This is a genomic window from Faecalibacterium sp. OM04-11BH, assembly GCF_003482185.1.
In the GTDB taxonomy this organism is placed as follows: domain Bacteria; phylum Bacillota; class Clostridia; order Oscillospirales; family Ruminococcaceae; genus Faecalibacterium; species Faecalibacterium tardum.
This window is the reverse complement of record NZ_QULS01000003.1, coordinates 24,214-37,668: the sequence shown is the minus strand read 5'-3', so window position 1 is coordinate 37,668 and position 13,455 is coordinate 24,214. Positions and strand designations below refer to the sequence as shown.

Below are 13,455 nucleotides of genomic sequence, written 5' to 3'. Positions count from 1 at the left end.
TATTATATATAATAAGGAGAACATATTATGGTATCTGTTGCAATTGATGGGCCTGCGGGTGCAGGCAAATCCACTCTGGCGCGCCGTCTGGCGGCAGAGCTGGGCTATATCTATGTGGACACCGGTGCAATGTACCGCGCCATCGGCCTGTACGCCCTGCGCGCGGGCAAGGACCCCAAGGACAACGCAGCGGTGGACGCCCTGCTGCCGGAAATCGAGCTGCGGCTGGCTTCCATTGCGGGCGAGCAGCACATTTACTTGAAGGACGAGGATGTGAGCACCGCCATCCGCACCGAAGCCGCGGGCATGGCAGCCTCTGCCGTGGGCGCAAACCCCGCGGTGCGGGCATTTCTGCTGGACTTACAGCGCAGCATGGCAAAAAAGCAGGACGTGCTGATGGACGGCCGGGATATCGGCACGGTGGTGCTGCCGGACGCTACGGTGAAAATTTTCCTGACCGCCAGCCCGGAGGCACGCGCCACCCGCCGCTGGAAGGAGTATCAGGCCAAGGGCATCGACACCCCCTATGAGGAAGTGCTGGCAGACGTGAAGCAGCGGGACTATCAGGACACCCACCGCGCCGCCGCCCCGCTGAAGCAGGCAGAGGACGCCGTGCTGCTGGACACCTCGGAGCTGGATTTTGAGCAGAGCCTTGACGCTATGAAGCAGATCATTGCCCAAAAGATCGGCTGATACAACAAACAGGACAGGAATAGAAAATGGTACTATATTATATTCTGGTGCCCCTTGCATGGCTTGTGTGGCACATCGGTTTCCGCATCCGGGTGGAGGGACGCGAAAACCTGAAAAAGGTGCAGACGAAGGGCTGCATCCTTGCGCCTACCCATGTGTCTGCCATCGACCCGGTGTTCATCGTCGTTACCCGGTGGGGCAGGCGGATGGTGGTGTTCGCCAAAAAGGAACTGTTCGAGATCAACGCCTTTCTGACCTGGTTCTTCCGCTGCTGCGGCGGCGTGTGCGTCCGCGGCACCAAGGACGAGATGGCGGTCATCTCCCAGACGGTGGAAGCCTGCAAACAGGGCAAGACCCTGCTCATCTTCCCGGAGGGCACCCGCGAAAAAGAGGGCAAGCTTCTGCCCCCCAAGAGCGGCCTGTTCGTCATTGCCGCCGAGGCAGGGGTGGACGTTGTGCCCTGCCGCATCCTGTACGACACCCCGGACAGGAAGATGCACCTGTTCTGCAAGGTGCGGGTGATCTACGGCGAGCCGATGCCCGCAGCACAGTTTGCCATGGAGGGCCGCCGCGATACCAAAAAGCTCCGTGCCAACAAGCAGGCACTGCTGGAAGCATGGGAAAAGATGGGGGCGTAAAAATGGAGATCCGTTTGGCAAAAACGGCGGGGTTCTGCTTTGGCGTGAACCGCGCCGTGGAACTGACCTACGGTCTGCTGGCCGAGGGGCATAAGGTAGCAACGCTGGGCCCGCTGATCCACAACCCGCAGGCGGTGGAAGATATGCGGCGCAAGGGTGCACAGGTGGTAAACACCGTGCAGGATGTGCCCGCCGGGTGCGAGGTGGTCATCCGCAGCCACGGGGTACCCCGCAGCGTTTACGATGAGCTGGAGGCAAACGGCATCCCCTACCACGATGCCACCTGCCCCTTTGTGCAGAAGATCCAGCGCATTGCCGCACAGGCTGAAAAAGAGGGTGCGGTGCTGCTGGTGGCGGGGGATAAGACCCACCCGGAGGTGCAGGGCATCGTGGGACACACCCGGGGCGAGGTGTTCGTTTTTGCCGATTTAGCCGAGTTAAAGGCGTGGAAAGGCCCTTCTGACCCCCAAAAACCCCTTTTTGCAGTTGCACAGACCACATTTCAGGTAACAAAATGGAAAGAAAGTTCGGAGTTTCTCAAAAAAGCCTATACAAACGCCCGAATTTTTGATACAATATGTAATGCGACGTGGGCGAGGCAACAGGAAGCGGAAGACCTCAGCCAAAAATGCGACATTGTTGTTGTCATTGGCGGTCATCATTCTTCCAATACCCAAAAGCTGGTACAGGTCGCCGCAAAACACACGCGTGCCGTAACGGTCGAAACAGCGAGCGAACTTCGGCCGGAATGGTTTGCAGATGTTAAAGTGGCGGGCGTGACAGCCGGGGCTTCAACGCCATCGTCTATTATTGAGGAGGTACTTAACAGTATGAGCGCAGAAATCAATGACAACATGAGCTTTGAGGAGATGCTGAACGCATCCGAAGAAAAGCGAGTTCATGCAGGCAGTATTGTGAAAGGAATCGTGACCAGCATCTCTGCCAACGAGATCCAGGTGGATATCGGTGCGAAGCAGACCGGCTTTGTCAAGCTGAGCGAGCTGACCGATGATTCCTCCGCCAAGGTCGAAGACCTGGTGAAGGTTGGCGATGAGCTGGACCTCATCGTCGAGAAGGTTATGGATCAGGATGGCGTCATCCAGCTCTCCCGTAAGAAGCTCGCATCCCGCAAGGGCATGGAAGAGATCGCCAAGGCAGCAGAATCCGGTGAAGTCGTCGAGGGCGATGTTACCGAGTTCAATAAGGGCGGCGTTGTCGTCAACGTCAAGGGCGTCAAGGTGTTCGTTCCCCGTTCTCAGGCCACTATGCGCCGCGACGAGGACTACACTGCTCTGGTCGGCCAGCACGTTCAGCTGGTCGTCACCGAGTGCTCCGGCCGCAAGATCGTGGGCAGCATCAACAAGGTGACCGCTGAGCAGAACAAGGCAAAGCGCGAGGAGTTCTGGGCAAACGTTGAGGTGGGCAAGACCTACACCGGCGTTGTCAAGAGCCTGACCTCTTATGGTGCATTCGTTGACATCGGTGGTGTTGACGGCCTGTGCCACATCAGCGAGCTGAGCTGGAACCGCATCAAGCACCCCTCCGAGGTCGTCTCCGTTGGTGACACCATCGAAGTGTATGTCAAGGATATCGACACCGAGAACCACAAGGTCTCTCTGGGCTACAAGAAGGCCGAGGACAACCCCTGGGAGCAGCTGAAGAACAACTACCCCATCGGCAGCACCTTCCATGCTCCGGTCGTTTCTCTGACCAAGTTTGGTGCATTCGTCCGCATCCTGCCGGGTGTTGACGGTCTGGTCCACATCAGCGAGATCAGCAATGACCGCGTTGAGAAGGTCTCTGACGCACTGAAGGTCGGCGATATGGTCGATGTGAAGCTGCTGGATGTTGACTTCGACAAGAAGCGCATCAGCCTGTCCATGAAGGCTCTGCTGAACGACGACGCTGAGTAATCAGCCCTTCGTACAAAAGCATAGCTTCTGACACAATGCGATCTGCAGCCCCGTTGCCGGGAAAACGGCGGCGGGGCTGTTTTTGTTAACAAAGCCATGATAAAGTTTTTCAAAAAGCACTGGGAAGTGCTCAGTTACCTGATCTTTGGCGTGCTGACCACCCTGCTGAATATTGTGCTGTATGCACTGTTCAGCCGACTGTTCGGCTATACTGCCGCCAACAGCTGGGGCAATGTGCTGGATAACGCCTTGTGCATCCTGTTTGCCTACTGCACCAACCGGGCGTTCGTGTTCCGCAGCAGGACCACCGGCAAAGCCATGGCCAAAGAGTTCGGCACCTTTGTCACCTGCCGTCTGGGCACCATGGTGCTGGATGCTGTGATCATGATGGTGGGGGGCAACCTTTTTGCCGCACAGGGGGCGGCGCTGGTGGACACCGCCATGCAGGGTCTGCTGGGCGCCGTGGCGGGCTGGCTGGGTCCGGATACTACCCTCTACATGGCAAACAGCTTTGCCGGGAGCCATGCCGCCGTGGCAGATGGTTCCGCTGCCATTGCCGTCATCGGCGGGGCGGACGGCCCCACAGCCATCTTCGTCACCAGCGCCTACGATGCTCAGGCAATGTGGGGCCTTGCCGTGAAGGTCTTTTCCAATGTACTGGTGATCTTGCTGAACTATGTGTTCAGCAAGCTCATTATCTTTAAAAAGAAACAATAATTTTCAGGAGGTACGGTATTATGAAACGTGGTCTGAAAGGGTTTGCATTCCTGGTTTCCGGTCTGGTGCTGGGCATCATTGGTGCAACGGTATCGGCGACTGCGATCGCACTCAGCGCTGTGGGCATGGCAAAGGTGCGCCGTGCCAGCAAGTAAAACAACGGAGGAACGAGCATGAACCGCGAAGAGATCCTGTCCCATGTCGATCATACCCTGCTGAAACCGGAGGCTACTTGGCCCCAGATTCAGCAGCTGTGTGACGAAGCCATTGCAAACCACACCGCATCCGTCTGCATCAACACCTGCTACGTCAAGCAGGCTGTGGAGTATATGGCAGGCCGCATCCCCGTGTGCTGCGTGGTGGGCTTCCCTCTGGGTGCCATGGATACCGCCAGCAAGGCCTTTGAGGCCAAGACCGCCATTGAGAACGGCGCAGCCGAGGTGGATATGGTCATCAACATCGGCCGCCTGAAGAACAAGGAGTACGATGCTGTCCGCGAGGACATCCGTGCCGTGAAGCAGGCTGTGGGCGATAAGATTCTGAAGGTCATCATCGAGACCTGCCTGCTGACCGAGGAAGAGAAGGAAAAGATGTGCGACATCGTCTGCGAGGCCGGTGCCGACTACATCAAGACCAGCACCGGCTTCTCTACCGCCGGTGCCAACTTCCATGATGTGGAGCTGATGGTCAAGGGCGTGCGTGGCCGCTGCAAGGTCAAGGCTGCCGGCGGCATTTCCACCGTGGAGGATATGGAGACCTTCCTTGCACTGGGCGCTGACCGTCTGGGTACCTCCCGCGCTGTCAAGATTTTGAACGGCGAGCAGGCAAAGGGCTATTAAGTTTTCTGCAAAAAAAGTATTTCGGCAAAGCCTCTGGGCTTGGCTGAACTGCAAAGGATGATCTCTCAAGGGCTGCTGCACAAATTGCCGTGCAGCGGCCTTTTTTGCGTCCAAGCCTTGCAAGCAGGGCGCGGCAGGGTGTATAATACAGATAAATACTGTATAAAACAGGAGGCTGCCCGCTTTATGGGGTAAGGCGGGCAGAGGAGGAAATGCAATGAATATACCCGAGATCCTTGTGGCCAATGGCACAGGGGCGGTGCTGGTAAGCTTTCTGCTTTTATTGCGGGTGCGCGGCGAGAGTAAAAACAGCGTGGGAACAGAGCTGTTTTGCCGGATTCTGGTGGTGACGTTGCTGGCACAGGCAACAGAGACGATCAGCTTTCTGCTGGACGGCGTGCCCGGCGCGGCAAGCCGGTTCTGGCTGTACCTCACCAACACCGTCTGCACCGGCGCTACTGTGTGCGTGGGCTATGCGTGGTGTTTGTATGTGGACTTCCGGGTCTACCGCAGCATTGGACGCCTGCGCAGAAGGCATCTGCTGCTGGGCGCGCCGCTGCTGGCGCTTTTGGTGCTGCTGGTGGCAAACCTTTTTGGCACGGGGTGGATCTTTTCCATTTCGGCGGACAACGCTTACCATCGGGGCCCGCTGAATATTTTGCTGTATCTGCTGCTGTTTGGCTATTATGCCGAGAGCGTGTGGCAGGTGCATAAGGCCAGACGTGATGGCGTTACGGTGGAATTTTTTCCGGTGTACTACTTCGTGGTCACCTGTGCGGTGGGCACGCTGCTGCAGGGCGCATTCTACGGCATGGCCTTCGGCTGGCTGTCTGTAGCCATCGCTTTTGTGCTTGTGGACAGCCAGACCCGCAGCCTGCGCGGCTATACCGATGAGCTGTCCGGCCTGTTTGGGCGCAAGTATATGAACTACTGTCTGGACCGCATCCACGACACGCAGGAGAAGGACGTTTACGGCATCATGATGGACGTGAACTGCTTCAAGGAAATCAACGACACCTACGGTCACGCCGAGGGCGACCGCGCCATTCAGGAGATCGGGCATATCCTGTCCGGGGCGCTGGTGGCAAACTCGGTAGCCATCCGCATGAGCGGCGATGAGTTCATGGTGCTGATCCGTCACGGCTCGGAGGAGCTGCTGAACGAGACCTGCGCCGCCATTGAGCAGCGGGTGCAGCACTATAACGAAACCGCTCCGGCGGGCAGCTTTCAGCTGTCCTTCTCCACCGGTGTGGCAAAGTACGAGGGCGGCAGCGTGGAGAAGTTTCTGGTGGAGCTGGATCAGCGGATGTACGCGGAAAAGCGCGCTTTCCACGCCGCCCGGGACGGCCATGCCGCACCGGAGCAGGGAAATGCTCCATCAATTTAAAAGGAATGTCTAAAATAAGTGCGACTTATCTTGACAATCTGACGCTGCAATGATAGAATATGGAGCGTACCAATTGAATACCGACTTATCAAGAGCGGCTGAGGGGACAGGCCCTGTGAAGCCCGACAACCTGCGCGAGCGCGTAAGGTGCCAAATCCTGCGGGAAACCGGAAGATAAGAGTGCAACGCTCAGAGCTTTCGGCTCTGGGCGCTTTTATTTTTCAGAACAAACTTGATGGAATGGTAAATACACGCAACTGCAACATTTAGGAGGCAAAAAATGGCTAGACACCTGTTTACTTCGGAGTCCGTCACCGAGGGACATCCCGACAAGATCTGCGACCAGATCTCTGATGCAATTCTGGACGAGATCCTGACCCACGACCCCAATGCCCGCGTGGCCTGCGAGACCTGCGCATCCACCGGCCTTGTGCACATTATGGGCGAGATCACCACCAGCTGCTATGTGGACTTTCAGAAGGTCGTCCGCGAGGTGGTGGCAGATATCGGCTACACCCGCGCAAAGTTTGGCTTTGACGCCGACACCTGCGCCGTCATCTCCAACATTGACGGCCAGAGCCCCGATATTGCACTGGGTACCAACGATCAGGTGGGCGGTGCAGGCGATCAGGGCATGATGTTCGGTTATGCCTGCGACGAGACCCCCGAGCTGATGCCCATGCCCATCAGCCTTGCCCACAAGCTGGCAAAGCGCCTGACTGAGGTGCGCAAGAGCGGCGAGATGGATTACCTGCGCCCGGACGGCAAGAGTCAGGTGACTGTGGAGTACGACGAGAACAACAAGCCCGTGCGCGTGGACGCTGTGGTCATCTCCAGCCAGCACAGCGAGAGCGTGAGCATGGAGCAGCTGCGGGCAGACGTGATGGAAAAGGTCATCAAGGCTACCATTCCCGCTGAGCTGCTGGACGAGAACACCAAGTACTACATCAACCCCACCGGCCGCTTTGTTGTGGGCGGCCCGCAGGGCGATACCGGACTGACCGGCCGTAAGATCATCGTGGACACCTACGGCGGCTATGCACGCCACGGCGGCGGCGCTTTCTCTGGCAAGGACCCCAGTAAGGTGGACCGCAGCGCAGCCTACGCGACCCGCTGGGTGGCAAAGAACATCGTGGCTGCGGGTCTGGCAAAGCAGTGCGAGGTGCAGGTGGCCTACGCCATCGGCGTGGCAAAGCCCGTGTCCATCATGGTGGATACCTTCGGCACCGGCACTGTGGCAGACGAGAAGATCGAGCAGGCAGTGGAGAAGGTGTTTGACCTGACCCCCGCCGCCATCATCCGTGACCTCGACCTGCGCAAGCCCATCTACCGCCAGCTGGCCGCCTATGGCCACATGGGCCGCGAGGATCTGGGCGTGAAGTGGGAGAACACCGACCGCGTGGATGCCCTGAAGGCTGCCGTTGCTGCCCTGTAAAAAGCGTTTTACCCTGATAGAAGGTAAGTGAAGAGAAGAGCCGCTGCACCCGACCGTGCAGCGGCTCTTTTGCGTCACAGGGAAAAGAAAATGGTACGGTAAAAAGTATTACTTTTCTTCAAAAATCAGATAAACTTTGCGAAACGGTAAAGATTTGGTCGGTTTTTTGTAAGAAACTCACATTCTCTTGAAGGAAAAGGAAAAACAGCTGTGCAAGGCGCAGAAAATCCACACATGAAACAAATTGATATGGAACAATCGACAAAATGTGATAAAATAAAACTAGATATGCGCACTTGTGTGCATGGTACGGATGGTAAACAGCAATAAGGAGTTATGTGACTATGTCTATTGAAATTTCCCCTAAGTCCTTCTTTGAGCAGCCCAGTGTGGCGGATATGCGGCTGATCGCCTGCCCCGGTGCCGAGGAGCTGACCGGCCTGATCGACAAGCACCTTGTCCGTTGGGCAAAGGCTGCCGGAATTGAAAAAGACACCTTCATTATTTCCTGCGACTGCCCCCGCTTCCAGAGCGGCGACGCCAAGGGTCTGGTCAAGGAGTCTGTCCGCGGCGACGATATCTTTATCGTGGTGGACCCGGGCAATTACAGCGTCACCTACAAGCTGTTCAACTACGAGAACCACATGTCCCCGGACGACCACTTTGCAAACCTGAAGCGTCTGATTCAGGCTGTGGCCGGTAAGGCACACCGCGTTTCCGTCATCATGCCCAGCCTGTACGGTGGCCGTCAGCACCGCCGCGTGGTGCGCGAGAGCTTGGACTGCGCTGTGGCCCTGCAGGAGCTGCAGACCATGGGCGTGCGCAACATCATCACCTTTGACGCACACGACCCCCGCGTGCAGAACGCAGTGCCCCTGATGAGCTTTGATAACGCCATGCCCACCTATCAGGTGCTCAAGAGCCTGCTGAAGAAGGATCCCACCCTGTCCTTCGACAAGGAGAAGTTCACCGTGGTCAGCCCGGACGAGGGCGCTATGAACCGCAATATGTACTTCTCCAGCGTGCTGGGCTGCAACTTGGGTATGTTCTACAAGCGCCGCGACTACACCCGTGTGGTGAACGGCCGCAACCCCATCGTTGCCCATGAGTATCTGGGCGAGAGCGTGGAGGGCAAGACCGTCTTTATCGCAGACGATATCATTGCTTCCGGCGAGAGCATGCTGGAGGTCGCCAGCAACCTGAAGGAGCGCGGTGCTACCAACATCATCGCCAACGCCACCTTCCCCCTGTTCACCAGCGGTCTGGAGAAGTTCGACAAGGCTGTGGCAGACGGCACCCTGACCTACGTTGTGGGCACCAACCTGACCTACCGTATGCCCGAGCTGCTGACCCGCGACTGGTATGTGGACGTGGACGTTTCCAAGTACGCTGCCTACTTTGTGGTGGCACTGAACCACGATATGTCCGTTTCCAGCATCATCGACCCCCTGAAAAAGATCGAGAATCTGCTGGCAAACCGCAAGTAAGAAGCTGTTCCAAAGCCCCTGCACCCTGCGTGCAGGGGCTTTTTGCGTTTTATGAAAACTTCTGTTAAGTTTTTGAAAATTTGTGCCGGGGGCTTTGCAAAACCCGGTGGGTTTATGCTATATTTAAGTTGAAATACTTTGCATTCTGACAGAAAGGGAAAACGCCATGGAGCATTTTGTGGAGTTTGAAGATGTCTGTAAATATTACCAGACCGGCAGTGTGAAAATCGCTGCCGCAGACCATTTGAATTTCTATGTGGACAAGGGCGAGTTCTGCATCATCGTGGGGCCCTCCGGCGCGGGCAAGACCACCCTGCTGAACATTCTGGGCGGCATGGACAACTGCGACGAGGGCAACGTCTGGCTGGACGGCCGCAACGTGAGCCGCTTTTCTGCCCGGGAGCTGACCACCTACCGCCGGTACGATGTGGGCTTTGTGTTCCAGTTTTACAACTTGGTGCAGAACCTGACCGCGCTGGAAAACGTGGAGCTTGCCAGCGAGATCTGCCGCGACCCGCTGGACCCCGCCGAGACCTTGCGCAGCGTGGGGCTGGGCGAGCGGCTGAACAACTTCCCGGCGCAGCTTTCCGGCGGCGAGCAGCAGCGGGTGTCCATTGCCCGCGCACTGGCCAAAAACCCCAAGCTGCTGCTCTGCGACGAGCCCACCGGTGCGCTGGACTACCGCACCGGCAAGCAGGTGCTGGGCCTTTTGCAGGATACCTGCCGCAAGACCGGACGCACCGTCATTGTTATTACCCACAACACGGCACTGACCGGTATGGCTGACCGCATTATTCAGGTGCGCAGCGGCCGCATCGTGTCCAATCAGGTCAACGAGCACCCGGTGCCGGTGGAACAGATCGAGTGGTGAGTACTGTGCAGAAAAGTTACCGCAAAAATATCCTGCGCGAGATGAAAAGCAGCATCAGCCGGGTGGTGTCCTTGTTTGGCATCGTGGCGCTGGGGGTGATGATGCTCACCGGCCTGATGTGCATTGCCCCCGATATGCGCTCCGCTGCCCAGAAGTACTATGTGCAGCAGAATGTGTTCGACCTGCGGGTGCTGTCCACCCTTGGTCTCAGCCAGAGCGATATCAGCGCGATTGCTGCTGTGGACGGGGTAGACGCCGTGCAGGCGGTGAAGTATCAGGACGTGGAAGGACACTGGACAGGGGACGAGCAGACCACGGTGGTGCGGCTGTATCAGCTGCCTGCAGACCCGCAGGCCGATACGCCGGAGAACATGAACCGCCCGGTGCTGCTGTCCGGCCGGATGCCGGAAGCTGCCGGGGAGTGCGTGGTGCATGTGATGGGCCACGGCAGCCCGGTGGAGTTGGGCACCCAATTGACCCTGCCGGAAGAGACCGAAGGGGTCAGCGGGCAGGTGTTCACGGTGGTGGGCACGGTGCAGGACCCGTTGCATTTTTCCTCCGATTCCGAGAGCAGCACCGTGGGCGATGGCCAGCTGGACTGCATCCTGTTCGTGCCGGAGGGCACTTTGACCGCAGATTATTATACGGCGTGCTATATCAAGGCGGAAAACGCCGGACTGTATGGTAATTATTCCGATGAATATCAGGCGGCCGTGGATGCCGTAGCCGAAAAGCTCAAGGCCATCCAAAGCGTGCAGTGTACCGCCCGGCGGGAAGAGCTGATGGACACCGCCAGCGACAAGCTGACCGAAGCGCGCGCGGAGTACGACAGCCAGAAGGCCGAAGCCGAGCGTCAGTTCGCTGAAGCCGAGGCAAAGCTTGCGGACGCACAGGCACAGCTGGATGCCGCCAAGGCGCAGCTGGAAGCCGGGGAAAAGGAGCTTGCTGCCCAGAAGGCTGCCCTGCCGGACACCATGCAGAGCGGTGCCGACAAGCTGGTGAGCAGCGAGGAGCAGGTGCTGGAATTTGAGGAACAGTTACAGCAAATCGAGATGCTGGTCAACCTGAAAAAGGTGGCAGACCCCCTGCTGACCTACGCGGAAGCCGCTCTGCGCAACGCCGAAAAGGCGCTGGACGAAGCCGAGCCGGAGGACGAAGATTACATTGAACTGCGGGATGCGCTGGCCAAGGCGCAGGCCGCTTACGACAATATCTATAACCAGCTGCAGGGCTATCAACAGCAGCTGGATGCAGGCAAGCGGCAGATGTACAAGCAGGGGCTGATCTCCTCGCCAAACCTTTCCAACGACCAGCTGGTGACCGAAGCCAAGGCTGCGCTGCGCAAGATGAAATTGCAGCTTTTGCAGGGGCAATTGCAGCTGACCACCGGCACAGCCAGCGCCTACACCCAGTTCGATGCCGCACAAAAGCAGCTGGAAGAGGGCTGGGCAGAATATAACGCCGGGCAGACCCAGCTGGAAGAATCCCGTACCGAGTACGAGAGCCAGAAGGCCGAGGCAGAGCAGAAGCTGGCAGACGGCCTTGCCCAGCTGAACGATGCCGAAGAGCAGGTGAGCCAGATCAAAAAGGGCGAGTGGTATGTGCTGGACCGCACCTCCACCATGAGCTGCGTCACCTTTGCCCAGTACGCCGACCGCATGGACGCCATTGCCCGGGTGTTCCCGGTGTTCTTCTTCCTTGTGGCGGCGCTGGTGGCTACCACCACCATGACCCGCATGGTGGACGAGAACCGCCTGCAAATGGGCACCTTAAAGGCGCTGGGCTACTCCAATTTCAGCATCGCGGGCAAGTATTTGTTTTACGCGCTGCTGGCTACCATTCTGGGCAGCATCGTCGGCATGGTGGTGGGCTTTGTGGTGTTCCCCATCATTATCTGGAACGCCTATCAGCTGGTGTTCACCCTGCCCACCTTCACCCTGCACTTCTACCCGGGCATGGCAGCCGCCAGCGTGGGCATCAGCGCCGCCGTCATCGGCTTTGCCACGTGGTACGCCTGCCGTTCCAGTCTGGCGGAAAAGACCGCAGCTCTGCTGCTGCCCCGGGCCCCGGTGGCGGGCAAGCGCATCCTGATGGAGCGCATCACCCCGCTGTGGTCCCGGATGTCCTTCTCCCAAAAGACCACCGCCCGCAACCTGTTCCGGTATAAAAAGCGGTTCTTCATGACCGTGCTGGGCGTGGCGGGCTGCACCGCGCTGCTGCTCATCGGCTTCGGCATACAGGATTCCCTGCTGCCCATCGTCACAAAGCAGTCTACGGAGCTGACCCACAACGATATGTCCATCACCCTCAGCGACCCCAAAGCCCTGACCATGGAGCAGGGGCTGGCAGAGGAGCTGGACAGCAACAGCGCCGTGCAGAACTGGAGCGCGGTGTATACCAAATCCACCACCATCTACAATGCCGAAGGCGAGAGCGCAAGCGTGAGCATCGTGGCTGCGGCAAAGGACAGCGACCTGACCCGCTATGTTACCTTCCGCACCCGCAAGGGGCACAAGGCCATCGGCTTTGACAGCGGCAGCGCCATCCTGACCGAAAAGACCGCCGAGAATCTGGGGCTGCACACTGGTGATACCTTCTGGGTGGAGAACACCGAGGGTGCCCGGGTGGAGCTGACCCTGACCGGCATTACCGAGAACTATATGTTCACCCGGCTGTACCTCCCCCGCGCACAGCTGGAAAGCCTGCTGGGCACGGCAGAGATCCCGTGGAACACGGTCTACGGGCAGACCACCTGCACCGATGCTGCCGGGTACAACGCCCTGCGCACCGACCTGCTGGGCTGCAACTATGTCAGCAGCATCAGCTTTACCGAGGACACCACCGAGCTGTTCGATAACCTCATCGTCAGTCTGGGCTATGTGGTGGTGCTGATCATCATCTGCGCGGCGGCGCTGGCGGCTGTGGTGCTGTATAACCTGATCAGCGTCAACCTTGGGGAGCGCAAAAAGGAGCTGGCGACCATCAAGGTGCTGGGCTTCTACGATCAGGAAGTGTACCGCTACATCTTCCGCGAGATCGAGCTGCTGGCGCTTATCGGCTCCGGCGTGGGTCTGGCACTGGGGGTGCCGCTGCACAAGTTCATTGTGTTGACCGTGGAGATGGATCAGCTCATGTTCATCCGCACCATTGCGCCCCGCAGCTACCTGCTGGCGGTGGCGCTGACCATGGTGTTTACCGTGGTGGTCTGCTTTGTGATGCGGCGGCACGTCCGGCGCATCAGCATGGTGGAAAGCATGAAAGCCCCGGAGTAATGTTTACAGCGCATTCACAAAATAAGCATAATTTCGTAGGATTTTTCGGATATTATAAAATCACTGGGAGGGGGAAAGCCGCAAGCCCCTCTCAGGGACATGATTCCTCCTATACCCCAAACCAAATACCGCAAAAGGCCGCGCCTCGTCTGAACCAGCAGATGGGGCGCGGCTGTTTTTGTAAAGGTTACTACCTCTTTTCA

The 13,455-nt window shown here is 58.1% G+C and carries 11 protein-coding genes and 1 riboswitch; all 11 genes read left to right on the top strand.

Annotated features, from left to right (window positions below; all coding sequences use genetic code 11):
• Nucleotides 1-27: 27 nt before the first annotated feature.
• The 11 genes from cmk (at nucleotide 28) to DXB44_RS03750 (ending at nucleotide 13,252) form a co-directional block, all read left to right on the top strand.
• Entirely contained in the window at nucleotides 28-693 is a 666-nt protein-coding gene (cmk, locus tag DXB44_RS03795; protein WP_118657792.1) for a (d)CMP kinase, read from the top strand.
• A 26-nt stretch (nucleotides 694-719) separates the two neighbouring features.
• Nucleotides 720-1,331 carry a lysophospholipid acyltransferase family protein gene (locus DXB44_RS03790; protein ID WP_055185592.1) on the top strand — a complete coding sequence of 204 codons (612 nt, stop codon included), beginning with the start codon at nucleotides 720-722 and terminating at the stop codon, nucleotides 1,329-1,331.
• Nucleotides 1,332-1,333: 2 nt separating this feature from the next.
• Nucleotides 1,334-3,244, top strand: a complete 1,911-nt coding sequence (locus DXB44_RS03785) for a bifunctional 4-hydroxy-3-methylbut-2-enyl diphosphate reductase/30S ribosomal protein S1 (RefSeq protein ID WP_118657791.1) — start codon at nucleotides 1,334-1,336, stop codon at nucleotides 3,242-3,244.
• A 96-nt stretch (nucleotides 3,245-3,340) separates the two neighbouring features.
• Nucleotides 3,341-3,961 carry a GtrA family protein gene (locus tag DXB44_RS03780; protein WP_112121272.1) on the top strand — a complete coding sequence of 207 codons (621 nt, stop codon included), beginning with the start codon at nucleotides 3,341-3,343 and terminating at the stop codon, nucleotides 3,959-3,961.
• A gap of 20 nt (nucleotides 3,962-3,981) precedes the next feature.
• Nucleotides 3,982-4,116, top strand: a complete 135-nt coding sequence (locus DXB44_RS14980) for a hypothetical protein (protein WP_005944717.1) — start codon at nucleotides 3,982-3,984, stop codon at nucleotides 4,114-4,116.
• Nucleotides 4,117-4,134: 18 nt separating this feature from the next.
• Nucleotides 4,135-4,800, top strand: a complete 666-nt coding sequence (deoC, locus tag DXB44_RS03775) for a deoxyribose-phosphate aldolase (RefSeq protein ID WP_097782685.1) — start codon at nucleotides 4,135-4,137, stop codon at nucleotides 4,798-4,800.
• A gap of 217 nt (nucleotides 4,801-5,017) precedes the next feature.
• Nucleotides 5,018-6,187, top strand: a complete 1,170-nt coding sequence (locus DXB44_RS03770) for a GGDEF domain-containing protein (protein WP_118657790.1) — start codon at nucleotides 5,018-5,020, stop codon at nucleotides 6,185-6,187.
• A gap of 82 nt (nucleotides 6,188-6,269) precedes the next feature.
• Nucleotides 6,270-6,368: riboswitch (SAM riboswitch) on the top strand.
• Between the two features lie 99 nt (nucleotides 6,369-6,467).
• Nucleotides 6,468-7,622 (top strand): methionine adenosyltransferase, encoded by a 1,155-nt coding sequence (metK, locus tag DXB44_RS03765; RefSeq protein WP_097784732.1) that lies wholly within the window; start codon nucleotides 6,468-6,470, stop codon nucleotides 7,620-7,622.
• Nucleotides 7,623-7,966: 344 nt separating this feature from the next.
• The gene (locus DXB44_RS03760) at nucleotides 7,967-9,109 is read left to right on the top strand and encodes a ribose-phosphate pyrophosphokinase (RefSeq protein WP_118657789.1); all 1,143 of its coding nucleotides are present in this window, start codon (nucleotides 7,967-7,969) and stop codon (nucleotides 9,107-9,109) included.
• Nucleotides 9,110-9,275: 166 nt separating this feature from the next.
• A complete protein-coding gene (locus tag DXB44_RS03755) occupies nucleotides 9,276-9,980 on the top strand; it encodes an ABC transporter ATP-binding protein (protein WP_005927166.1) in 705 nt (234 codons plus the stop codon).
• A gap of 5 nt (nucleotides 9,981-9,985) precedes the next feature.
• Nucleotides 9,986-13,252, top strand: coding sequence for an ABC transporter permease (locus DXB44_RS03750; RefSeq protein WP_243111017.1), 3,267 nt, complete (start codon nucleotides 9,986-9,988; stop codon nucleotides 13,250-13,252).
• Nucleotides 13,253-13,455 lie beyond the last annotated feature (203 nt).

Bases quoted from the DNA above. Each gene is read 5' to 3' on its own strand.
- metK (WP_097784732.1), top strand. From the start codon at position 6,468: ATGGCTAGACACCTGTTTACTTCGGAGTCCGTCACCGAGGGACATCCC.
- cmk (WP_118657792.1), top strand. From the start codon at position 28: ATGGTATCTGTTGCAATTGATGGGCCTGCGGGTGCAGGCAAATCCACT.
- DXB44_RS03790 (WP_055185592.1), top strand. From the start codon at position 720: ATGGTACTATATTATATTCTGGTGCCCCTTGCATGGCTTGTGTGGCAC.
- DXB44_RS03760 (WP_118657789.1), top strand. From the start codon at position 7,967: ATGTCTATTGAAATTTCCCCTAAGTCCTTCTTTGAGCAGCCCAGTGTG.
- DXB44_RS03770 (WP_118657790.1), top strand. From the start codon at position 5,018: ATGAATATACCCGAGATCCTTGTGGCCAATGGCACAGGGGCGGTGCTG.
- deoC (WP_097782685.1), top strand. From the start codon at position 4,135: ATGAACCGCGAAGAGATCCTGTCCCATGTCGATCATACCCTGCTGAAA.
- DXB44_RS14980 (WP_005944717.1), top strand. From the start codon at position 3,982: ATGAAACGTGGTCTGAAAGGGTTTGCATTCCTGGTTTCCGGTCTGGTG.
- DXB44_RS03780 (WP_112121272.1), top strand. From the start codon at position 3,341: ATGATAAAGTTTTTCAAAAAGCACTGGGAAGTGCTCAGTTACCTGATC.
- DXB44_RS03785 (WP_118657791.1), top strand. From the start codon at position 1,334: ATGGAGATCCGTTTGGCAAAAACGGCGGGGTTCTGCTTTGGCGTGAAC.
- DXB44_RS03755 (WP_005927166.1), top strand. From the start codon at position 9,276: ATGGAGCATTTTGTGGAGTTTGAAGATGTCTGTAAATATTACCAGACC.